Annotated in this window: 20 protein-coding genes and 1 tRNA gene; 2 read left to right on the forward strand and 19 right to left on the reverse strand. The window is 66.4% G+C overall.

Going from position 1 to position 20111, the window contains the following annotated elements:
• Positions 1 to 2: 2 nt before the first annotated feature.
• From ACQCVD_RS07590 to ACQCVD_RS07610, 5 genes are all read right to left on the reverse strand, one after another.
• A complete protein-coding gene (locus ACQCVD_RS07590) occupies positions 3 to 800 on the reverse strand; it encodes an electron transfer flavoprotein subunit beta/FixA family protein (RefSeq protein WP_426823130.1) in 798 nt (265 codons plus the stop codon).
• Positions 801 to 884: 84 nt separating this feature from the next.
• The gene (locus ACQCVD_RS07595) at positions 885 to 2066 is read right to left on the reverse strand and encodes a THUMP-like domain-containing protein (RefSeq protein WP_426823131.1); all 1182 of its coding nucleotides are present in this window, start codon (positions 2064 to 2066) and stop codon (positions 885 to 887) included.
• 93 nt (positions 2067 to 2159) lie between these two features.
• Entirely contained in the window at positions 2160 to 3260 is a 1101-nt protein-coding gene (locus ACQCVD_RS07600; RefSeq protein ID WP_426823132.1) for an isocitrate/isopropylmalate dehydrogenase family protein, read from the reverse strand.
• Between the two features lie 55 nt (positions 3261 to 3315).
• A complete protein-coding gene (locus tag ACQCVD_RS07605) occupies positions 3316 to 4140 on the reverse strand; it encodes an NUDIX hydrolase (RefSeq protein ID WP_426823133.1) in 825 nt (274 codons plus the stop codon).
• A gap of 117 nt (positions 4141 to 4257) precedes the next feature.
• Positions 4258 to 5088, reverse strand: a complete 831-nt coding sequence (locus tag ACQCVD_RS07610) for an ABC transporter ATP-binding protein (RefSeq protein ID WP_426823238.1) — start codon at positions 5086 to 5088, stop codon at positions 4258 to 4260.
• 98 nt (positions 5089 to 5186) lie between these two features.
• On the opposite strand from ACQCVD_RS07610, the gene ACQCVD_RS07615 reads away from it, so the two are divergent.
• A complete protein-coding gene (locus tag ACQCVD_RS07615; protein WP_426823134.1) occupies positions 5187 to 7196 on the forward strand; it encodes a maltotransferase domain-containing protein in 2010 nt (669 codons plus the stop codon).
• A 173-nt stretch (positions 7197 to 7369) separates the two neighbouring features.
• A complete protein-coding gene (gene glgB / locus ACQCVD_RS07620; RefSeq protein WP_426823135.1) occupies positions 7370 to 9577 on the forward strand; it encodes a 1,4-alpha-glucan branching protein GlgB in 2208 nt (735 codons plus the stop codon).
• Positions 9578 to 9714: 137 nt separating this feature from the next.
• Here glgB and ACQCVD_RS07625 read toward each other — a convergent pair.
• From ACQCVD_RS07625 to atpB, 14 genes are all read right to left on the reverse strand, one after another.
• A tRNA-Met gene (locus ACQCVD_RS07625) sits at positions 9715 to 9791 on the reverse strand.
• Between the two features lie 113 nt (positions 9792 to 9904).
• Positions 9905 to 10864, reverse strand: coding sequence for a tetratricopeptide repeat protein (locus ACQCVD_RS07630; RefSeq protein ID WP_426823136.1), 960 nt, complete (start codon positions 10862 to 10864; stop codon positions 9905 to 9907).
• Positions 10865 to 11185, reverse strand: coding sequence for a thiamine-binding protein (locus ACQCVD_RS07635; RefSeq protein WP_426823137.1), 321 nt, complete (start codon positions 11183 to 11185; stop codon positions 10865 to 10867).
• Positions 11186 to 11240: 55 nt separating this feature from the next.
• Positions 11241 to 11528, reverse strand: a complete 288-nt coding sequence (locus ACQCVD_RS07640; RefSeq protein WP_426823138.1) for a hypothetical protein — start codon at positions 11526 to 11528, stop codon at positions 11241 to 11243.
• Positions 11528 to 12220: an endonuclease NucS gene (nucS, locus tag ACQCVD_RS07645; protein WP_426823139.1), complete on the reverse strand. Its 693-nt coding sequence runs from the start codon at positions 12218 to 12220 to the stop codon at positions 11528 to 11530. Before nucS ends, ACQCVD_RS07640 begins: the two co-directional genes overlap by 1 nt.
• 29 nt (positions 12221 to 12249) lie before the next feature.
• Complete coding sequence (locus ACQCVD_RS07650) at positions 12250 to 12741, reverse strand: DUF2550 domain-containing protein (RefSeq protein WP_426823140.1); 492 nt, start codon at positions 12739 to 12741, stop codon at positions 12250 to 12252.
• Positions 12742 to 12981: 240 nt separating this feature from the next.
• On the reverse strand, positions 12982 to 13353 hold the full coding sequence (locus ACQCVD_RS07655; RefSeq protein WP_426823141.1) for a F0F1 ATP synthase subunit epsilon: 372 nt from the start codon (positions 13351 to 13353) through the stop codon (positions 12982 to 12984).
• Positions 13354 to 13366: 13 nt separating this feature from the next.
• Entirely contained in the window at positions 13367 to 14812 is a 1446-nt protein-coding gene (atpD, locus tag ACQCVD_RS07660; RefSeq protein WP_426823142.1) for a F0F1 ATP synthase subunit beta, read from the reverse strand.
• A gap of 3 nt (positions 14813 to 14815) precedes the next feature.
• A complete protein-coding gene (locus tag ACQCVD_RS07665) occupies positions 14816 to 15790 on the reverse strand; it encodes a F0F1 ATP synthase subunit gamma (RefSeq protein WP_426823143.1) in 975 nt (324 codons plus the stop codon).
• A 56-nt stretch (positions 15791 to 15846) separates the two neighbouring features.
• Positions 15847 to 17523 carry a F0F1 ATP synthase subunit alpha gene (gene atpA, locus ACQCVD_RS07670; protein ID WP_426823144.1) on the reverse strand — a complete coding sequence of 559 codons (1677 nt, stop codon included), beginning with the start codon at positions 17521 to 17523 and terminating at the stop codon, positions 15847 to 15849.
• A 24-nt stretch (positions 17524 to 17547) separates the two neighbouring features.
• Complete coding sequence (locus tag ACQCVD_RS07675; protein WP_426823145.1) at positions 17548 to 18366, reverse strand: F0F1 ATP synthase subunit delta; 819 nt, start codon at positions 18364 to 18366, stop codon at positions 17548 to 17550.
• Between the two features lie 5 nt (positions 18367 to 18371).
• Positions 18372 to 18941 (reverse strand): F0F1 ATP synthase subunit B, encoded by a 570-nt coding sequence (locus tag ACQCVD_RS07680; RefSeq protein ID WP_426823146.1) that lies wholly within the window; start codon positions 18939 to 18941, stop codon positions 18372 to 18374.
• 30 nt (positions 18942 to 18971) lie between these two features.
• A complete protein-coding gene (locus ACQCVD_RS07685) occupies positions 18972 to 19220 on the reverse strand; it encodes an ATP synthase F0 subunit C (RefSeq protein ID WP_426823147.1) in 249 nt (82 codons plus the stop codon).
• A gap of 89 nt (positions 19221 to 19309) precedes the next feature.
• Positions 19310 to 20107: a F0F1 ATP synthase subunit A gene (gene atpB / locus ACQCVD_RS07690; RefSeq protein WP_426823148.1), complete on the reverse strand. Its 798-nt coding sequence runs from the start codon at positions 20105 to 20107 to the stop codon at positions 19310 to 19312.
• Between the last annotated feature and the right edge of the window lie 4 nt (positions 20108 to 20111).

The following is a 20111-nucleotide window of genomic DNA, read 5'->3' on the forward strand; positions in this document are numbered from 1 at the left end:
GGTCAGATCAGGTTCTGCTCGGCCAGGTAGTCGGCAATCCGGCCGGCTGCCTCGCCCGGGTCGGTGGCGTGGATGACGTCGCCGCCGGTCCGGGCCGGACGGTCCTCTGCGGCGCGGACCATCGTGGCTGCGTTGTCCAGCCCCACCTGCTGCGGCTGTACGCCGATCGCAGCCAGGTCCAGGGTGGTGATCTCGGCCTTCTTCGCGGCCTTGAGCCCCTTGAAGTTCGGGAAGCGCGGTTTGTCCGCCTTGTCCCCCACGGAGAGCACGGCCGGCAGGTTCGCCTTGAGCTCGTAGACGCCCAGGTTGGTTTCCCGCGTCGCGGTGATCTCCGCACCCTGCACAGACGCGGAGCTCAGGGAGGTCAGGGCGGGCTGCTGCCGGTACTCGGCGAGGATGCCCGGCAGCGCCCCCATGGAGCCGTCGGAGGAGGCGGCGCCGGTGACGATCAGCTGCACGTCCTCGATGGTGTTGATGGCGTTGTGCAGGGCCCAGGCGGTGCCGATGACATCTGACCCGCCCAGCGTCTCGTCCTGCAGGTGCACCGCATCGTCCGCCCCCATGGCCAATGCCTTGCGCAGGGCTTCATCGGAACCGGCCGGGCCGGCGGTCAACGCCACGACGCGCCACCCGGCGTCGGGGTTGTCGTCCCGTAGGCGAAGAGCCTGCTCCATGGCGAACTCGTTGATCTCGTCGATCACGTTGTCCACGTTCTCCCGGTCAAGCGTAAAGTCCGCAGCCAGGGTGCGGGTTGACCAGGTGTCCGGGACATTCTTGACTAGCGCCACGATGGTGGGCATCGCATTCACCTCTCGATTGTGTACTAAGCAGTCCGTAATCTTCGAACAGTTTAGTCTAGTTCAACTACAGCGCGACCGGGCAGGTCACACCGGTGGAGTGCCCTCCACCGTAGTCCGGAATTCCCGCGGCCCGCACACCAGCGCCACCCCGGCGGAACCGATGCGGGTGCACACCACCGTCAGCGGACGCCGCCCCCTGAGCCTGAGTTTTTTCCGGAGCTGATCAGGATCCACCGCCACTCCGCGGACGAGGATCTCCACGCTGCCGCAGTCCCGGGCCTGGAGCGCGGCCCGGAGTTTCTTGAGCGGCACCTGCTCCAGGAACTCGAACCCGCTGCGTCCCACCGGGATACGGTCACCGGTCAGATAGGCGATCCGCTCGTCCAGCATCCACAGGCCCTCCCGTACGGCGTAGTGCCGCACCAGCCCGGCGCGCACCACCGCTCCGTCGGGGTCAATGATGAAGCGCCCGGGTGGGCCGGCCAGATCCTCCTCCGGCCGGTCATCCAGCTGGTCCGTGACCCGGTCCACCACCCCGTCCCGGTCCAGCAGTACGGCTTCCCGCCGTTCCCCGGCCGTCAGCTCGCTGCTGTAGAGACAAGCCTCCTTGACCCCGCCGTCGACGCTACTCACACTCACCAGACCGTCCCAGCCGGAAAAATCCAGACCGGGAGCGCATTTCACGGCCACCGGGTGACCGGCCCAGGCCCGCAGCAGGTCCGGCAGCGGGGGAAGGAGTTTTGCCGGGTTGGTGATCCGGCGGCCACCGGCACGACGGGCCGGGTCAGCGACGATGACCCGGTCGCCCTTGACCGCCGGGACCAGGGCATCGGCCCGGATCAGCGGGGCCCCGCCGAGATTGTGGCGGGCCATCAGCAGCCGCGGGTGGTCCAGATCTGCACCCAGGTACTCCAGCCCAGCCCGCTTCGCGGCGGCCCCCTCGGTGCCGATGGAGCAGGTGACGTCCAGGATCCCGGCCTCGGAGAACTCGGCGATCCGTCGCATCCGTTCCGCGGCGATGGCCGGTGGTGTGGACTGCTGGGCGGAGTCCTGGCACATCAGCCAGTCCCCGGGCAGCTTCCCGGCGGTTGAACGCCGCGCCTGGATGAGCTCCGTGACGGCCCGGCCGTGGGTGCCGAACCGGTCGCGCAGCTGCTGCACGTCCTGGATCCCCAGCTTCGGACCGCTGGGCAGTTCCGTGGCCACAGCGTGGATCTCGGTGGCGTGGGCGGCCAGGAAGTGGACCTCCTCCGCAGTGAAAGTCATCGCGTGTCCGGCTCCTGCCCTCGTTCAATTCTGACGGGACCCACCCCGATGCCCCGTCACCTTATGTGGACTGTGAGTTTACCCCCGCGGCTCTCACACCGTGCCCAGGGCCACCCGGACGGCGTCGGTGAAGACAGTGGCGGTGGCGTCGCCGCCGAGATCACGGGTCCGGGTGCCGGGATCATCGAGCACCCGGTCCACGGCGGCCTCGAGGTCGGCGGCGGCGTCGATCAGCGGCTGCCGTCCGGCGCGCCGGCCGTACCAGTCCAGCAGCATGCCGGCGGACAGGATCAGCGAGGTGGGGTTGGCGATCCCCAGCCCCTGGATGTCCGGGGCGGAACCGTGCTGCGCCTGCGCCACCGCCACGGACTCCCCGACATTGAGACCGGCAGCCAGGCCGAGGCTGCCGGAGAGTTCGGCGGCCTCGTCGGAGAGGATGTCGCCGAACATGTTGGTGGTGACGATGACGTCGAACTCATCCGGTCGGCTGACCAGCGCGGCGGCGGTGGCGTCGACGATCATCTCGCGCAGCTCCACGTCCGGGTACTCGGCCGCGACCTCGCGCACCACCCGGAGAAAGAGGGCGTCGGAAAGCTTGAGCACATTCGCCTTGTGCACGGCGGTGACCCGCCGGCGACGGGTGCGGGCCAGGTCGAAGGCTCTGCGTGCCAGACGCTCGGTGGCCGAGGCGGTGATCTTGCGAACGCTCAGCGCCAGGTCCGGGGTGGGCATGAACTCACCGGAGCCTTCGTACATGTTGCGGTCGGAGTAGAACCCTTCCGTGTTCTCCCGGACGATCACCAGGTCCATGGGCCGGCGCAGCAGGCTGAGGCCGGTCCGGGAGCGGCTGGGGCGGATGTTGGCGAACAGGTCCAGCTTGATCCGGAGCTCGGCGGAGACGTTGATGCCACCCTCGGTTCTCGGCGGGTAGTCATAGTGCGAGACCGGGCCGAGGATCACGCCGTCCGACTCCCCGATCCGCTGGTAGACCTCCTCCCGCAGAGTGGTGCCGTGGGCCGCCAGGGAGGTCAGCCCGACGTCGTAGAAGTCGAGGCTCAGGTCCAGGCCATGGGCGGCGTTGAGGGTGTCCAGCAGGGTGACGGCCGAGTCAGTGATCTCCGGCCCGATGCCGTCACCGGGGAGAACGAGAATCTTCAGGGCGGGTCCTTCCAGAGCAGGTATGTTGCTGGACACAGACTTTAACAGGCGCCCGGTTCCGCTTCCCGCCGCCGCCTTCGCAGGGTGCAGCTCACCTTCGCGAGCCGCCGATCCGGTCGGGGCGCACGGTGGTGTAGAACTCGCGGTAACGGGGGTCTCCGGACGGGTCACCGATGACGGGGCGCATGTCCGCTTGCCGGGCCAGGTCGAGGGCCTCCACGACGCTGTCGGCGGCCGCGAGGATCTGCAGCTGGGCCCAGGTGGGGATGACCAGCCGCACCAGCCCGACGCGCCACCCCTCCAGCAGCAGGCGCGGCGGCAGCCAGCCGGCGGAGGCCGCCTCTGAGGTGTCTCCGTCGGTGTCCTGCCCCTCGGGGGCGACGGCCAGGAAGGAGAAGGTGTCGAAGGCGTTTCCGGCCGCGGAGGTGCCGATCCACCGGGCGAACGGGGCCAGCAGATCGGAGCGGACCTTCAGGTGGTTGCGGTCGAGCACGTCGGTCAGGGAGAGTCGGTGGCTTTCCAGCGCCAGCCGGTCCGCGTGGAAGGGATGGGCGTCGGTGACCTCGCGACCGTCGGCGTGGATGGCCAGCAGGGTGCCGGTCTCCTCGAACAACTCCCGGACCGCAGCGAACACCAGCGCGTGGGCCTTGACCTTCGTGCTGCGCATCCGGCGCGCCATGGCGACGGCGGAGGTGCCGCTCCAGAGGGGGCCGCTGTCCCAGGTCTTCGCCGGGAAATCGCGGGGATCCACGCCGCCTCCGGGGAAGACGGTCATGCCCGGATAATTGCGCATCGACGACACGCGTTCCTGCACCCAGACTTCCAGGCCTTCAGCGCCGTCCCGGATCAGCAGGACCGTGGCCGCCAGGCGGGCTCCCTGGTACCCCTGCTGCTCCTCGTTCGTCGGCACGGACACCCTTCACTCCTCCCCGACCGCAAGCCGGTCATGACGCGTGCAGGCCCATGTTACTGTGACGGCACTCACCGCCCGGCGTCGGGGACCACAACGGGCCGGCACCACCGGGCACCGCGCTCAGCGCCGGTGACTGCCGCCGCGGCGGATGCGGCGGGCGAAGTAGCGCTGCCCGATCCGGTCCACCTGAATCGGCTGGTGGAAGGTCCTGGTCAGGTTCTCCGAGGTCAGCACGGTGTCGATCAGACCCTGGGCCACCACCTCCCCCTCATCCAGCAGCATGGCGTGGGTGAACCCGTCCGGGATCTCCTCCACGTGGTGGGTGATCATCACGATGGCCGGGGCGTCCGCGTCCATCGCCAGGTCCCCGAGGTAGCCGACCAGGTCCTCCCGGCCACCCAGGTCCATCCCCGCCGAAGGCTCGTCCAGGATCAGCAGCTCCGGGTTGATCATCAGCGCACGCGCGATCAGCACCCGCTTGCGCTCGCCCTCGGACAGGGTTCCCCACGTGCGGTCCGCGAGGTGGTAGGCGCCCACGCGCTCGAGCACCTCGATGGCCTGGTCGAAGTCGAGTTCCTCGTAGTCCTCGCGCCATCGGCCCAGCACGGCGTACCCCGCTGAGATGACCAGGTCGGCGACCTTCTCGTCCACGGGGATGCGGCTGGCCAGGGCCGCGGAACTGACGCCGATCATCGACCGCAGGTCCCGCATGTCGGTCCTGCCGATCCGCTCCGCCATCAGATAGGCCTCACCGGAGCTGGGCACCTCCTCCGCTGACGCCATCCGGATCAGGGTGGTCTTGCCGGCCCCGTTCGGACCGATGATCACCCAACGTTCGTCCAGCTCCACCTGCCAGCTGACCGGTCCCACCAGGTTACGGCCACCCCGGCGGAAGGTGACGTCCCGGAAGTCGATCAGCAGGTCCTCGTTAATCTCGCTCACACCCTCCATCATGGCTGATTTTCCGGATCCCTGTGGAACTGACACAGCTGCGTTAGGCTTTCTGCTGTCCTGCCTCGCGGCCCGCCCACTGATCGAAGGTGAACAACATGACCGGCCAGATTGATGATGTCCGACCCCTGATCTCCGAACGACGTTACCCGACGAAAGCCGTGGTCGGAGAGGTCGTCCCGGTGACCGCGCTGGTCTGGCGGGAAGGCCATGACGCCGTGGCGGCAAGCCTGGTGGTCTCGCCCCCGGCAGGTGAAGCCACGGTCACGACCATGACCATCGACCCGGACAACCAGGACCGGGTGCACGCGATTTTCACCCCCGACGACACCGGCACCTGGTCCTTCCGGGTCGACGCCTGGTCCGACCCCTTCAACACCTGGCGCAACGCCGTGACCAAGAAAATGGCGGCCGGGCAGACGGAGGCCGAGCTGGCCAACGACCTGGCGCACGGTGTGGAGCTGTTCCAGCGGGCCGCGGAGCAGGCCCCGGAACCCGAGGCGGAGCACCTGCGCCAGATCGGTGAGGCACTGAGCCTGCCGGGAGACCTCGACGGCCGCGTGGCTGCCGCCCTGTCCCCGGACACCACCGCCCTCCTCGACCTGTACCCGCTGCGGGAGGAACTGCGCCGCGGCCGGGTCCACGAGGTGCTGGTCGAGCGTCGCGACGCCCTGTTCAACTCCTGGTACGAGCTCTTCCCCCGCTCCACCGGCGGCCGGGACGCTGACGGCAACCCCGTGCACGGCACCTTCGCCACCACCGCCGACGCCCTCGAGCGGGTGGCGGCCATGGGCTTCGACACCGTCTACTTCCCCCCGGTCCACCCCATCGGTGAGGTCAACCGCAAGGGCCGCAACAACACCCTGACCCCCGGGCCCGACGACGTCGGTTCGCCCTGGGCCATCGGCTCCGCTGAGGGCGGGCACGACGCCTTCCACCCGGAGCTGGGCACGGAGGCGGACTTCCGGCGCCTGCTGGAACGCGCATCGGAGCTGAACCTGGAGGTCGCCCTGGACCTCGCACTGCAGGCCGCCCCCGACCACCCCTGGGCCCGCACCCACCGGGAGTTCTTCACCGAACTGGCCGACGGCACCATCGCCTACGCCGAGAACCCGCCGAAGAAGTACCAGGACATCTACCCGCTGAACTTCACCAATGACTGGGACGGCATCACCCGGGAGATCTACCGCGTGGTGCAGTACTGGGTGGACCTGGGTGTCACGACGTTCCGGGTGGACAACCCACACACCAAGCCGGCGGAGTTCTGGGCCTGGTTGATCGCCAAGGTCCACGAGACCAACCCGGAGGTGATCTTCCTCGCCGAGGCCTTCACCCGGCCGGCGCGGCTCTACGGGCTGGCCAAGCTCGGTTTCTCCCAGTCCTACACCTACTTCACCTGGAAGACCTCGAAGCCGGAGTTGACGGAATTCGCCAGCGAGATCCGGGACGCCGCGGACATCTCCCGGCCGAATCTGTTCGTCAACACCCCCGACATCCTGCACGCCTCCCTCCAGTACGGCGGCAAGGCGATGTTCGCCATCCGTGCCACCCTGGCCGCCACCATGTCCCCGCTGTGGGGCGTCTACTCCGGTTACGAGCTCTTCGAGCACGTCGCGGTGCAGGAGGGCAGCGAGGAGTACCTGGACTCCGAGAAGTACGAGCTGCGCCCGCGCGACTTCGCCCTGGCGCTTGAGCGCGGTGAGTCGCTGGAGCCCTACATCACGCAGCTCAACCACATCCGGCGGGGCCACCCCGCCCTGCAGCAGCTGCGCAACCTCCACTTCCATGATGCGGACAACGAGGCGGTCCTCGCGTACTCCAAGGCCGACCCGGTCAGCGGTGACGCCGTGTTGGTGGTGGTCAACCTCGACCCCCGGGAGACCAAGGAGGCCACGGTGCACCTCGACCTGGCCGCCATCGGCCAGGCCCCCGGGGCCAGCTTCCCCGTGCATGACCTCGTCTCCGGGGCGGACTGGACCTGGTCCGAGCACAACTTCGTCCGCCTGGAACCGCTCGGCAACGTCGCCCACATCCTCACGCTGCCGACCGTGCCGGTCGAACGACGGGAGCAGTTGGCCTGGCGCCAGGTCAGCGACTACCGCCCTTAGACGGAACCTGCCCTGGTGACTGCGGCCCCACCACACCGCCGACGGACCCGCTGTCACCCCCAAATCCCCTACGTACCGCCTTTTCCCCTGCCCGGGACTTCTTCCTCCGGTACCTTCGGTAGGAGAAATGCAGGTCACGACCTGCACCGGGTCCCCCACCGCAAGGAACGAGCATGACCGAAGCCAGTACCAACATCAATCCCTCCGCCCTCATCCCCGAGGCAGATCTGGAACGGCTACGCCACTGCCACCACCATGCCCCGCACGATTTCTACGGCTGGCACGGCACCGCCGACGGCTCCGTGGTGCGCACCCGCCAGCTCGGAGCCGAACATGTGGAGCTGTTCGTCGACGGCCGGGGCATCGACATGACCCCCGTCGGCGACGATGTCTGGGTCGCGGAGCTCTCGGGCGACCGCGAATCTGCGGACTACCGGTTCAACATCACCTGGCCGGGGACGAAGCCGGTGCTGGTCGCCGACGCCTACCACTTCCTGCCCACCCTCGGCGACCTCGACATCCACCTGGTTTCCGAGGGCCGGCACGAACGTCTCTGGGAGGTGCTCGGCGCCAATGTCCGCACCTACCAGACCACTCTCGGCACGGTGCGGGGCACCTCCTTCGCCGTCTGGGCACCGAATGCCGTCGGCGTGGCCGTGGTCGGCGACTTCAACGGCTGGAACGCCTCCCAGCACCCGATGCGCTCCCTGGGGTCCTCCGGCATCTGGGAACTGTTCCTCCCCGACGTCAGGTCCGGCGCCAAGTACAAGTTCGCCGTGCAGACCAAGGAAGGTCACCGCCGCGACAAGGCCGACCCCTTGGCCAAGCGTTCCGAGACCCCGCCCGGGACCGCCTCCATCGTGGCCGAGTCCGACTACCAGTGGAACGACACCGCCTGGCTGGAGCGGCGCGCCGCCCGGGACACCACCGCCGGACCGATGAGCGTCTACGAGGTGCACCTGGGCTCCTGGAAACAGGGCCTGACCTACACAGATCTGGCCACTGAGCTGGTGGACTACGTGGTCGAGCAGGGCTTCAGCCACGTGGAGTTCATGCCGGTGGCCGAGCACCCCTTCGGCGGCTCCTGGGGCTACCAGATCTCCGGCTACTACGCCCCCAGCTCCCGCTGGGGAGACCCGGACGGGCTGCGCCGACTGATCGACGCCTTCCACCAGGCCGGCATCGGCGTCATCATCGACTGGGTGCCCGGCCACTTCCCCAAGGATGACTGGGCGCTGGCCCGCTTCGACGGGCAGGCACTCTACGAGCATCCCGACTGGCGCAAGGGCGAACAGAAGGACTGGGGCACCTACGTCTTCGACTTCGGACGCCGCGAAGTCAAGAACTTCCTGGTCGCCAACGCCCTGTACTGGATCGAGGAGTTCCATGTCGACGGCCTGCGCGTGGATGCCGTGGCATCCATGCTCTACCTCGACTATTCCCGCGAGGACGGCGAATGGGTGCCCAACCAGTACGGTGGCCGCGAATACCTGGAGGCGGTGTCCTTCCTCCAGGAAACCAACGCCACCGTCCACCGCGCCCACCCCGGTGTCCTCACGATCGCCGAGGAATCCACCTCCTGGCCCGGTGTCACCGCCCCCACCGAACACAACGGACTGGGTTTCTCCCTCAAGTGGAACATGGGCTGGATGAACGACACCCTGGAGTACTTCTCCCTGGATCCGGTGCATCGTTCCCACCACCACGACGAGATCACCTTCTCGATGATCTACGCCTACTCCGAGCGCTATGTCCTGCCCTTCAGCCACGATGAGGTGGTGCACGGCAAGGGGTCGCTGTGGGACCGGATGCCGGGAGACACGTGGAACAAGGCCGCGGGACTGCGCAGTCTCTACGGCTACATGTACTCCCACCCCGGCAAGCAGCTGCTCTTCCAGGGTCAGGAATTCGGCCAGCGCAACGAGTGGAGCGAGGCCCACTCCCTGGACTGGGGCGACCGCGAGGGCTGGCAGGGCGAATACCACCGCGGCGTCCAGCAGCTGGTCACCGACCTCAACCGGATCAACGCGGCGGAACCCGCCCTGTACAGTCAGGACTTCGACCCCGCCGGTTTCCAGTGGATCAAGTCCGATGACGCGGCCGCCAATACGCTGGTCTTCCTCCGCTGGGGCACGGACAGCTCGGCGGTGCTCTCGGTCTGCAACTTCGGTGGCGCCACCCGCGAGGGCTACAACGTGGGCGTTCCCGTGGCCGGTGACTTCGAGCTGATCCTCAACACCGACGACCGCACCTACGAGGGCGCCGGGGTGCCGCTACCGGACACCCTCACCACCACCGACCACGGCTGGGACAGCCAGCCACACCGGCTCACCCTCACCGTCCCGGCCATGAGCGTGCAGTGGTACCGGCTCAAGCGCTGACCGGTTCACGTTGAGCCACTGAACCACTGCGAACGGGCCCGGAGAAGACACCTTCCCGGGACCCGTTCGCGTCTGCCAGCCAGCAGAAATAAAAATGTCCCGGACCGTGGGGTCCGGGACATTTCCTCTGAAGAAGTTGGTAGCGGGGGCAGGATTCGAACCTACGACCTCTGGGTTATGAGCCCAGCGAGCTACCGAGCTGCTCCACCCCGCGTCGGGTGTTTCTTCATTCACCTCGCGAAAATCTGGCGTTCACCAGAGCTTTGCGCGACAACGAATAACTATACACCTCCGACGCGGAGAAGCCCAGTCGGTGGCGGACACTGCTCAGTACAGCGCGCTGGCCATGCGTCGGCGGGCATCCAGTACCCGGGGATCCGCGGCGTCGAAGAGCGCGAAGAGCTCCACCAGCCGGTCGCGCACGGTCGTCCTGACATCACCGGCGCTGGTCCCTAACAGAGCGATCAGGCGGCCGAAGGCGGCATCGGGGTCGCCGGCCGCAATCTCCCGGTCCGCTGCGGCGAAGGCCTTGTCGACGTCCGTGGGATCCTCGTCCGCTGCCATGACGGGGTCCACGCCCTCCGGGGTCTCCGAAAGCCGGGCCAGCAGTCGGGCGCTGTCCCGGGCCTGCTTCGCCTCCGCATTCTTCGGCTCCGCGGCGAGAATGTCGTCGTAGACCTGGATCGCAGCGGCGAAGTCCCCGGCGTTGAGTGCATCGGTGGCGGCGTCGAACCGCGGATCGCTCGGCGGTTCCTGCGGTTCCGGGGCCGCGCCACCGGCCATGACGGTGCCCTCCGGCAGCCCCTGTAGCTGGCTGCCGACGGCCTCCGTCAATGAAGCGGTCCACTTGCGCAGCGCCTCCATCGGCTGACCGCCCTCGAAATTCGTGACGGGACGGCCGGCGGCGAGCGCGAGCACCGTCGGCAGTCCGGACACCCCCATCATCTGCGCGATGTCCGGGCTCGTGTCGGCGTCGACATAGCCGAAGACGAACGCCAGCTCGGCTTCCCGGGCCAGGGTTTCGAAGTCCTGCTTCAGCTGCTCCGAGTCAGGGCTGCGGGAGGTGCCCACCAGGACGACGACGGGGATCTCGAGGGAACGGCGCAGCACGTCGGTCTCAAGGTTGTCCGGGGTCACCGTGAAGAACGGGGCGACGGCACCGGCCGGCGTGGACTCTCCGGCGGCCTGGCCGGCGCCGGCCGGCGTGGACTGACTCCGGGCCTCCGCACGGGCCTTGATCTGCCCCAGGTCAACCGCACCCGAGGCGAAGCGGTCCGGTGTGGTCATCTACTTGTCCTCCTGTCCGTTCTGGGCGAGCCGGGACTCCACCGACTCGACCTTCTGTGTGATCTGGCCCGAGTGACCCGGGCGGATGTCCGCCTTGATCACCAGGGACACGCGCGGGGAGACGGCGGCCACGGCGTCGGTGGCGCGCTTAATCACGGCCATCACCTCATCCCACTCCCCTTCGATGAGGGTGAACATGGCATTGGTCTCATTCGGCAGGCCGGAGGCGCGGACCACCCGCACCGCCTCGGTGACGGCGTCGGCCATTTCGGCCTCCGCGTTGGGGGTCTGGGTGGGGGCTACGGAAAATGCAACGATCATGCCCTCCAGATTACCCAGCCGCCCGTTCCTGCGCCGTGGAGTGGCCCCGGGTCCGTCAACGCCGGTCCCAGCAGCCGCGGTGCCAGTGCCGCCGGTCCTCCGCTCCCCGGCCGGCGTCCTTCGGCCATGCGACGACGTGCGCCACGCCGGGTGGAATGTTCTGGTTGCAGCCCGGGCAGACGTAGTACTTCAGGGCCGCGGCGGAGCCCATGTGGCGGACCAGATAGGGCTCCCCGAACGTCCAACGCGGCCCCTCCTGCACCTGGGTGCCCAGGTAGGACGACCCGTCCCGAGGGAGGGGACGGCCGCCCGCGTCACGGATGCGGCGGTTCTTCCGGGGCATCAGAACAACCGCAGTTCGTTACTCTCGATGCCCCGCAGCGCCTGGTAGTCCAGTGTCACACAGCGGATCCCGCGGTCCTCGGCCAGGGTCTTCGCCTGCGGCTTGATCTGCTGGGCGGCGAACACACCGGTGACGGGGCGGAGCAGCTCGTCCCGGTTCAGCAGGTCCAGGTATCGGCTGAGCTGTTCGACCCCGTCAATCCCGCCGCGCCGTTTGATCTCGACGGCCACGGTCGCACCGTCGGCGTTCCGGCAGAGGATGTCCACCGGACCGATGGCGGTGGGGTACTCCCGCCGGATCATCGTGTAGCCCGCTCCGAGAGTGGTGATGTGCTCGGCCAACAGCTCCTGGAGGTGGGACTCCACGCCGTCCTTGACCAGCCCGGGGTCCTCCCCGAGGTCAAAGCTGCGCTCGTGGTGGACCTGCTCCACGGTGATGCGCAGCTGCTCCCCCTTCGCGTTCTCCACCACCCAGAGATGCTCGCCGATCTCCTCGCCGTCCTCATCGGTGATGGCCGATTCCGTCAGCGTGCACGGGGGCGTCATCCAGTTCAACGGCTTATAGGCGCGGTCATCGGCGTGCACCGACACCGAACCGTCCGCCTTGACCATCAGCAGACGGTCGGCGCTGGGCAGGTGGGCTTCCAGGCGCCCGACATAATCAACGGAGCAACGGGCAATAACGAGTCGCATGGAACCAAGACTAACGAACTGCCGGTCGGCTAATCCCGCCGACCCTGCCGACGGGCGATCTGCCGGCGCAGCGCGGTGGGGTCCATGCGTTCGCGGCGCCGGTCCGGGGCGGCTTCCACCCACGCTGTGAAAGCCATCTCCCCTGGGCCACCGATCCCGATCTCGTAGCGGTCCTCCCGGCAGGTGACCTCCAGGACGTGGATGTGGGAGGGCATGAACTCCAGCTCCGCACCGGTCAGCTCCCGGCGTCCCTCGAGTTCCGTGTCCGTGCGGTTCAAGATCAGATCCGCCATGGGCGACAGCGAACGCAGCTTGAAGTACTCGAGATCATCACCGTTGTAGCGGATGGAGCCGTGACGCCACCCGTGGGTGCCGGTGTTGGGGAGGCGACGCAGGATGACCACCGTCCCCCGGGAGCGCTGCGTGAAAAACCGCCAGGCCGCGAGCAGGACAGCAAGCACGGCAAGGACAACCAGCGCCCAGGTGATGATCTCCACTGCACTCCCCTGTTTTCCGCTCATGTATCCGCGGGTGAGCAATTTCAACGTTTAGGCTGTCAGTCTACCCGTCCGTACCGTGCACACCTAACGAACCGGGAGCCGCCCCGGACAACGGCACCCAGGCGGCTCCCAGCGCCGGAAACGGTGAAGGACCCACCGTTTCCGGTGGGTCCTTCACTAGGTGATGCGAAGAGCGTGTATGCCTGGTGGCACCTGCTCCACCGCAGCCGTCACCCCGCCCCGGAGGGCGAAGGGTGGGGCCTAGGCGTCAGCCTGGCGGCGCAGCGCCGCCAGACCGGCCTGGGCCCGGGCCTTGGTGATTTCATCATCCGACTGCAGATCAGCTTCAGCGGTGGCGCGGTCAACCTCATCCGCCCACACCGCGTGATCCGCGAGGATGGTGACTTTTTCGGTCGAGACCGACAGGAAGCCACCCTGGACGCCGGCGACCTTGCGGTCACCGTCGACCGGACGGATGGTCACGACGCCGTTCTCGACCAGCTGGCCGAGCATCGGCTCGTGGCCGGCCAACACGCCGATCTCACCCTCGGTGGTCTGTGCGGTGACGATGCTGGCCTGACCGGACCACAGCATGCGCTCCACGGCCACCAGTTCAACGGTGATTTCAGCCATGTCTTCGCTTCCTCTACTTCTCGGTCATCTTCTTGTAGGCCGCCTCGACGTCGTCCAGACCACCCAGGCCGTTGAAGGCCTGCTCCGGGTAGTGGTCGAAGTCGCCGTCACAGATGCGCTCGAAGGCCACGATGGTCTCCTCCAGCGGGACGTAGGAGCCCGGCAGGCCGGTGAACTTCTGCGCGACGAAGAAGTTCTGGCCCAGGAAACGCTCCAGACGACGGGCACGCTGCACGGTGACCTTGTCTTCCTCGGGGAGCTCATCCATGCCCATGATGGCGATGATGTCCTGCAGCTCCTTGTTCTTCTGCAGGATACCGATCACACGCTGGGCGACCTCGTAGTGCTTCTCGCCGACGATGGCCGGCTCGAGGATACGGGAGGTCGAGGTCAGCGGGTTCACGGCCGGGTAGATACCCTTCGACGCGATCGAGCGGTCCAGCTCGGTGGTGGCGTCGAGGTGGGCGAACACAGCCGCCGGAGCCGGGTCGGTGTAGTCATCGGCGGGCACGTAGACGGCCTGCAGCGACGTGATCGAACGGCCCTTGGTGGAGGTGATGCGCTCCTGGAGCACACCCATCTCGTCAGCCAGGGTGGGCTGGTAGCCCACGGCGGAGGGCATACGACCCAGCAGGGTCGAGACCTCGGAACCGGCCTGGGTGAAACGGAAGATGTTGTCGATGAACAGCAGCACGTCCTGGTTCTGCACATCGCGGAAGTACTCCGCCATGGTCAGGCCGGACAGCGCCACGCGCATACGGACTCCCGGGGGCTCATCCATCTGGCCGAAGACGAGCGCGGTGTCCTGCAGCACGCCCATCTCCTCCATCTCGAGGAAGAGGTCGGTGCCCTCACGGGTACGCTCGCCGACGCCGGCGAAGACGGAGGTACCGGAGAACTCGCGGGCGATACGGGTGATCATCTCCTGGATGAGCACGGTCTTGCCCACACCGGCGCCACCGAACAGGCCGATCTTGCCGCCCTTGACGTACGGGGTCAGCAGGTCGATGACCTTGATGCCGGTCTCCAGGATCTCGGTCTTGCCCTCGAGCTGGTCGAAGGGCGGCGGATCGCGGTGGATGCCCCACTGCTCGCCGTCGCGGCCGAGGCCCGGGCTGTCCAGGCAGTCACCGAGGGCGTTGAAGACGTGGCCCTTGACGACGTCGCCGACCGGAACGGAGATCGCTGCCCCGGTGTCGGTGACGGCTGCGCCACGGACGAGGCCGTCGGTCGGTGCCATGGAGACAGCGCGCACCAGGTTGTCGCCCAGGTGCTGTGCGGTCTCCAGGGTGATGGTCTTGGCGACTGCCTCGAGGGTTACCTCGACAGTCAGCGCGTTATACAGGTCCGGCAGCTCGCCGCGCGGGAACTCCACGTCGACGACCGGACCGATGACACGCACGACACGGCCGGCGGTGGCCGCCTGCTGTGCGTTCTGCTCATTGAGAGCTGTAGTCATAATCTAGTCACTTTCTCCGCTTTCGGCGAGCGCGCCAGCGCCACCGACAATCTCTGTGATTTCCTGGGTGATCTGCGCCTGACGTGCGGCGTTCGCCTCACGCGACAGGCCCTTGACCAGTTCGGTCGCGTTGTCGGTGGCCGCCTTCATGGCGGTACGACGTGCAGCCGACTCGGAAGCCGAGGCCTCGAGGAACATCGAGTACAGAGCCCGCGAGACGAACTTCGGGAGCAGTGCACTCAACAGCGTGTCCGGATCCGGTTCGAAGTCGTAGTCCGCGCCCGGGCTCTCGGCGTCATTGAGGATCCCCTCGCCGGTCTCGAACTCGTCCTCGGTGATCACGGGTTCGATCGGCAGCAGCTGGTGCGCCCGGGCCCGCTGGGTCAGCATCGAGACGAACTCGGTGTAGACCACGTGGACCTGGTCGAAGCCGCGGACAGCTCCTTCACCCTGGCGCACACCCTCGCGGGTCTGGGCCTCTCCCTTCGAACCGGCGATGAAGCCGTCGATGAGATGGTGGCGGACGTCGTGGGTCAGGTCCCAGGACGGATCCTGGGAGAAGCCCGTCCACGCACCGGCGATGTCGGCGTCACGGAACTGGTAGTAGCCGATCGCCTTCTTGCCGGTGACGTAACGGACGACCTCATAACCCTCGCCCTCGAGCAACCCCTGGAGTTCAGCGGCCTTCTTGAAGACGTTGTTGTTGTAGGCACCGCACTGCCCGCGGTCACTGCTGACCACGAGGATAGCGGCAACCTTGCCGTCCTCACGCTCGCGGAGCATGGGGTGATCGAGGGAGCTGGCCGAGGCCAGCTTCTCGACGACGCTCTGAATCTCGTGGGCGTAAGGCGTCGCCGCCTGCACCCGCGCCTGGGCCTTGCTGATACGTGAAGTCGCGATCAGCTCCTGGGCCTTCGTGATCTTCTTCGTCGAGTTGACGGATTTGATGCGGTCACGCAGTTCACGAATCGTTGCCATGGGTCATGCTCCTCCCTTCTGTTACTTGGACGGTCATATCAGTGGGCATGTTCGCCCTACTTCTTGGCCGTCTTGCGGGAGACGCTGAGCTGGTTCTTCTTGACCTGCCCACCGTCGAGGGCATCGACCTCGGGCTCGTTGACGACGGTGCCGCCCTCAGTGGTCTGGAAGGTCTTGGCGAACTCGTCGTTGGCCTTCAGCAGCGCGTCCTTGGACTCGTCGGACAGCTGGGCGCCACCCGCGATCTGCTCGAAGACCTGAGGCGCGTTGGCGTTCAGGTACTCATGCAGCTCGGCCTCATAGCGACGGACGTCCTCGACGGGAACGACGTCGAAGACGCCCTCGTTCGCAAGCCAGATGGAGACCATCTGGTATTCGACGGACTGCGGGGAGGACTCGGACTGCTTGAGCAGCTCGACGAGGCGCTGACCACGGTCCAGCTGAGCGCGGGAAGCCGGGTCCAGGTCGGAAGCCATCATCGCGAAGGCCTCGAGGTCGCGGTACGCGGCCAGGTCCAGACGCAGCGAGCCGGCGACCTTCTTCATGCCCTTGGTCTGCGCGGCGCCACCGACACGAGAGACGGAGACACCGACGTTGATGGCCGGACGGACACCCTGGTTGAACAGGTCCGACTCCAGGAACACCTGGCCGTCGGTGATGGAGATGACGTTGGTCGGAATGAAGGCCGACACGTCATTCGCCTTGGTCTCGATGATCGGCAGAGCGGTCATCGAACCGGCGCCCAGCTCGTCATTGAGCTTGGCGGCACGCTCGAGGAGACGGGAGTGCAGGTAGAACACGTCACCCGGGTAGGCCTCGCGTCCCGGGGGACGACGCAGCAGCAGCGAAATCGCGCGGTAGGCCTCGGCCTGCTTGGTCAGGTCGTCGTAGATGACCAGGACGTGGTTGCCGTCGTACATCCACTGCTGGCCCAGGGCGGCGCCGGAGAACGGTGCGAGCCACTTGAAGCCGGCGGCGTCGGAGGCCGGCGCAGCCACGATGGTGGTGTAGTCCAGGGCACCGTTTTCTTCCAGCGTCTTGCGCACGGAAGCGATGGTGGAACCCTTCTGGCCGATGGCGACGTAGATGCAGCGGACCTGCTTGGTCTTGTCGCCGGACTCCCAGTTGGCCTTCTGGTTGAGGATGGTGTCGATGCAGACCGCGGTCTTGCCGGTCTTACGGTCACCGATGATCAGCTGACGCTGACCACGGCCGATCGGCGTCATCGCGTCGATGGCCTTGATGCCCGTCTGCATCGGCTCCTCGACCGGCTGGCGATCCAGGACGCCGGCCGCCTGCAGCTCGAGGGCACGCTCTTCCTCAGCCTCGATGGCACCCAGGCCGTCGATGGGCTGGCCCAGGGGGTTGATTACTCGACCGAGGAAATTATCCCCGACCGGGATGGACAGGACTTCTCCGGTCCGCTTGACTTCGGCGCCTTCCTTGATGGACTCGTAGTTGCCCAGGATAACGACACCGATGGAGTTGGTCTCGAGGTTCTGTGCGACGCCGATGACGCCGCCCGGGAACTCGAGGAGCTCATTCGCCATCACAGACGGCAGGCCCGAAACCTGGGCAATACCGTCAGCTGCCGAAATGACCACGCCGACCTCCTCACGGGAGGCCTCCGCGGAGTAGCTCGAGGTGTAGTTCGCTATCGCGCTACGGATCTCATCGGAGGAGATCGTCAGCTCCGCCATGTTCTTCCTGCTCTCGGTTGTTTCTTCCAGCATTATCTATCTATCGAAAGTCGTGTCTCAGACCAGGCTGGAACGGAGCCGGGCGAGCTTGCCCGTGGTGCTTCCGTCGATCAGCTCGTCTTCGACGCGGATGGTCATGCCACCGAGGAGGCTGGGGTCAACCTCAGAGTGGATGCTCATCGCACGACCGTAAATTCGTCCCAACTTGTCAGCAAGCTTCGCCTGCTGGCCCTCATTAAGATCGCTGGCCGCGACGACGTGGGCCACGGTCCGGTCCTGCAGCTCCGCCGCAGTGCCGGCCAGGTGGGCCAGATCGTCGATGGGGTTGTGCTCCGGGCGGCCGATGACCTGCAGCGCGAGCGCCTCAGTGATCATCGTGACCTTGCCGTAGAGCACGCTGGCCAGCAGTCCCCGCCTGGCGGTCGGCTCTGCCGACTCGTCAGACAGCAGCTGGGTCAAGCTCGGCTCCTTGTCCAGGATCCGACCCAGCCGGAACAGCTCGTCCTCGACCTGTCCCAGCTGTCCCTGCTGCTCAGCGGAGCGCAGGAGCGAACGACGGCCGAGCTCAACCAGACCGGTGCGCAACTCCCGGGGAGTGGACCAGTGCTGGCTGACGGCGTCCTTCAGGACTTCGAGGGTGGCGTCCGAAACCTTGCCGCCGAACAGGTCCGACACGAGGCCGGTCCGGAGATCGGCGGAAGCCGATGCATCGGCGACTGCGACACGCAGGCCGCGGTCACCGTCGAGGATCTCGACGACGTCGAACAGTTCAGTGCCGACTTGTGCGGCGACTGCGACGGCGTTGTCGGCCCCGGACAGTGCTGAGTCCAGGTGGGATTCAACCTGCGCTAGTGCGGCGCGGCTCGCTGCGTGCATGTTGCTCACTTTCCTGCCGGTGCCACGGTGTCGAGGTCGGACAGGAAGGAGTCAATCGTGCCGGAGCGCTTGGTGGCGTCGGAGAGCTCGCCTCCGAGCAGTCGCTCAGCAAGGTTGATTGAGTTCTGCCCCATCTCCTGGCGAAGTTCTGCGACGACCTGCTCACGCTGGGCCTGCAGCTGCTTCTCACCGGACTCGATGATGCGGTTGCTCTCCTCAGAGGCCTGGGCCTTCATGTCAGCTTCGATCTGCTTGCCCTTTTCGCGGGCCTGCTCACGGATCTCGGCTGCTTCGGCGCGGGCTTCGGCGAGCTGCGCGTTGTACTTTTCAAGAGCGGACTTGGCTTCAGCCTGTGCTGCTTCAGCACGCTGAATGCCTCCCTTGATCCGGTCCTCACGCTCAGTCAGGACCTCCTGGAACTTCGGAAGAATCCACTTCCAGAAGATGAACAGGATGACGATGAGCGGGATGATGGACCAGACGATGTCGTAGGTCTTGGGGAGCAGGATTGAGTTGCCGCCCTCCATGGGCAGCTGCTCTGCGCTCTCCGCAAGCACGGTAATGACGTTCGTCATTTGGTCTCCAGTCTTCGTTATCTGTTCTTCTTACAGGCTGCTGAACAGGAAGCCGGCGACCAGGCCGATCAGGGCCAGGGCCTCGACGAAGGCGATACCCAGGAACATGGTGGTACGGAGCTGGCCGGCCATCTCGGGCTGGCGAGCCATGCCCTCGACGGTCTTGCCGACGAGGATGCCGATGCCGATGCCCGGGCCGATGGTGCCGATGCCGTAGCCGATGGCACCGAGGTGTGCAACCGGCTGAGCAGCGTCCTGGGCGAGGATGATCTCGTTCATGTGAAAGTCGTTCCCTTTCTTGGTACCCGGCCCTGTGCCGGGTGGTGTGGTATTCGGGGTATATCAGTTGACCGCGTGATTCGCGTCGGTCAGTGTGCGTCGGCGTTCAGAGACAATTCGATGTACACCGCGACCAGCAGAGCGAAGATGTAGGCCTGCAGGAAGATGATGATGACTTCGTAGAGCGTGAACAGGACTGCCACGATCTGGGTCACGCCCCCCAAGATGGTCCAGGCGTTCATCTGCCAGAAGAAGAAGTTCGTGGCGGAGAACAGCAGCACCAGAATGAGGTGTCCGGCCAGGAAGTTCGCCATGAGACGAAGAGCCAGCGTGACCGGGCGCATGATGAACGTCGAGAAGAACTCGATCGGAACCACGAGGATGTGGAGCAGCGGCGGAATATTCGGAATGACCAACGAGGACTTGATGAACTTACCGAAGCCGTAACGCTTGGCGCCGGCGTAGATCATCGTGATGTAGCCCAGGATCGCCAACGCGATCGGCATGCCGATCCGCGCGTTGGGCGAAATATTCAGCGCTGGGATGATCGTGGGGATGTTCATCGCGAGGACGGCGAAGAAGATGGTGGCGATGATCGGCAGGAACCGACGCCCCTCCTTCTTGCCTAGGATGTCCTCGGCGATGTGGACCCGCACGAAATCGAGTGCGTATTCTGCGACGTTCTGCAGTCCGCGAGGAACCAGCTTCGGGCTCCTCATTGCGACGACAAAGAAGACCACCAGCAGAACCGCCATGAGCAGGCGGATCAGCATGAGACGGTCAAGTGCGAACCATCCATTGGCAAAATCATCGAGGATGAAATGGCCGTAAGTTTCCCCCGGGAAAAATTCTTGATCCAGGTCGGGTGCGTGAAACTCACCCTTCATGGAC

The organism is Corynebacterium halotolerans, from assembly GCF_050107895.1.
Classification (GTDB): Bacteria; Actinomycetota; Actinomycetes; order Mycobacteriales; family Mycobacteriaceae; genus Corynebacterium; species Corynebacterium halotolerans_B.

What these genes read in the sequence shown, in the direction of transcription:
- ACQCVD_RS07665 (WP_426823143.1), bottom strand. Translation starts at nt 15,790, where the DNA reads ATGGCAACGATTCGTGAACTGCGTGACCGCATCAAATCCGTCAACTCG.
- ACQCVD_RS07675 (WP_426823145.1), bottom strand. Translation starts at nt 18,366, where the DNA reads ATGCACGCAGCGAGCCGCGCCGCACTAGCGCAGGTTGAATCCCACCTG.
- ACQCVD_RS07680 (WP_426823146.1), bottom strand. Translation starts at nt 18,941, where the DNA reads ATGACGAACGTCATTACCGTGCTTGCGGAGAGCGCAGAGCAGCTGCCC.
- ACQCVD_RS07685 (WP_426823147.1), bottom strand. Translation starts at nt 19,220, where the DNA reads ATGAACGAGATCATCCTCGCCCAGGACGCTGCTCAGCCGGTTGCACAC.
- ACQCVD_RS07640 (WP_426823138.1), bottom strand. Translation starts at nt 11,528, where the DNA reads ATGCCCCGGAAGAACCGCCGCATCCGTGACGCGGGCGGCCGTCCCCTC.
- ACQCVD_RS07650 (WP_426823140.1), bottom strand. Translation starts at nt 12,741, where the DNA reads ATGAGCGGAAAACAGGGGAGTGCAGTGGAGATCATCACCTGGGCGCTG.
- ACQCVD_RS07655 (WP_426823141.1), bottom strand. Translation starts at nt 13,353, where the DNA reads ATGGCTGAAATCACCGTTGAACTGGTGGCCGTGGAGCGCATGCTGTGG.
- ACQCVD_RS07635 (WP_426823137.1), bottom strand. Translation starts at nt 11,185, where the DNA reads ATGATCGTTGCATTTTCCGTAGCCCCCACCCAGACCCCCAACGCGGAG.
- ACQCVD_RS07595 (WP_426823131.1), bottom strand. Translation starts at nt 2,066, where the DNA reads ATGACTTTCACTGCGGAGGAGGTCCACTTCCTGGCCGCCCACGCCACC.
- atpA (WP_426823144.1), bottom strand. Translation starts at nt 17,523, where the DNA reads ATGCTGGAAGAAACAACCGAGAGCAGGAAGAACATGGCGGAGCTGACG.
- atpD (WP_426823142.1), bottom strand. Translation starts at nt 14,812, where the DNA reads ATGACTACAGCTCTCAATGAGCAGAACGCACAGCAGGCGGCCACCGCC.
- glgB (WP_426823135.1), top strand. Translation starts at nt 7,370, where the DNA reads ATGACCGAAGCCAGTACCAACATCAATCCCTCCGCCCTCATCCCCGAG.
- ACQCVD_RS07590 (WP_426823130.1), bottom strand. Translation starts at nt 800, where the DNA reads ATGCCCACCATCGTGGCGCTAGTCAAGAATGTCCCGGACACCTGGTCA.
- ACQCVD_RS07610 (WP_426823238.1), bottom strand. Translation starts at nt 5,088, where the DNA reads ATGGAGGGTGTGAGCGAGATTAACGAGGACCTGCTGATCGACTTCCGG.
- atpB (WP_426823148.1), bottom strand. Translation starts at nt 20,107, where the DNA reads ATGAAGGGTGAGTTTCACGCACCCGACCTGGATCAAGAATTTTTCCCG.
- ACQCVD_RS07630 (WP_426823136.1), bottom strand. Translation starts at nt 10,864, where the DNA reads ATGACCACACCGGACCGCTTCGCCTCGGGTGCGGTTGACCTGGGGCAG.
- ACQCVD_RS07615 (WP_426823134.1), top strand. Translation starts at nt 5,187, where the DNA reads ATGACCGGCCAGATTGATGATGTCCGACCCCTGATCTCCGAACGACGT.
- nucS (WP_426823139.1), bottom strand. Translation starts at nt 12,220, where the DNA reads ATGCGACTCGTTATTGCCCGTTGCTCCGTTGATTATGTCGGGCGCCTG.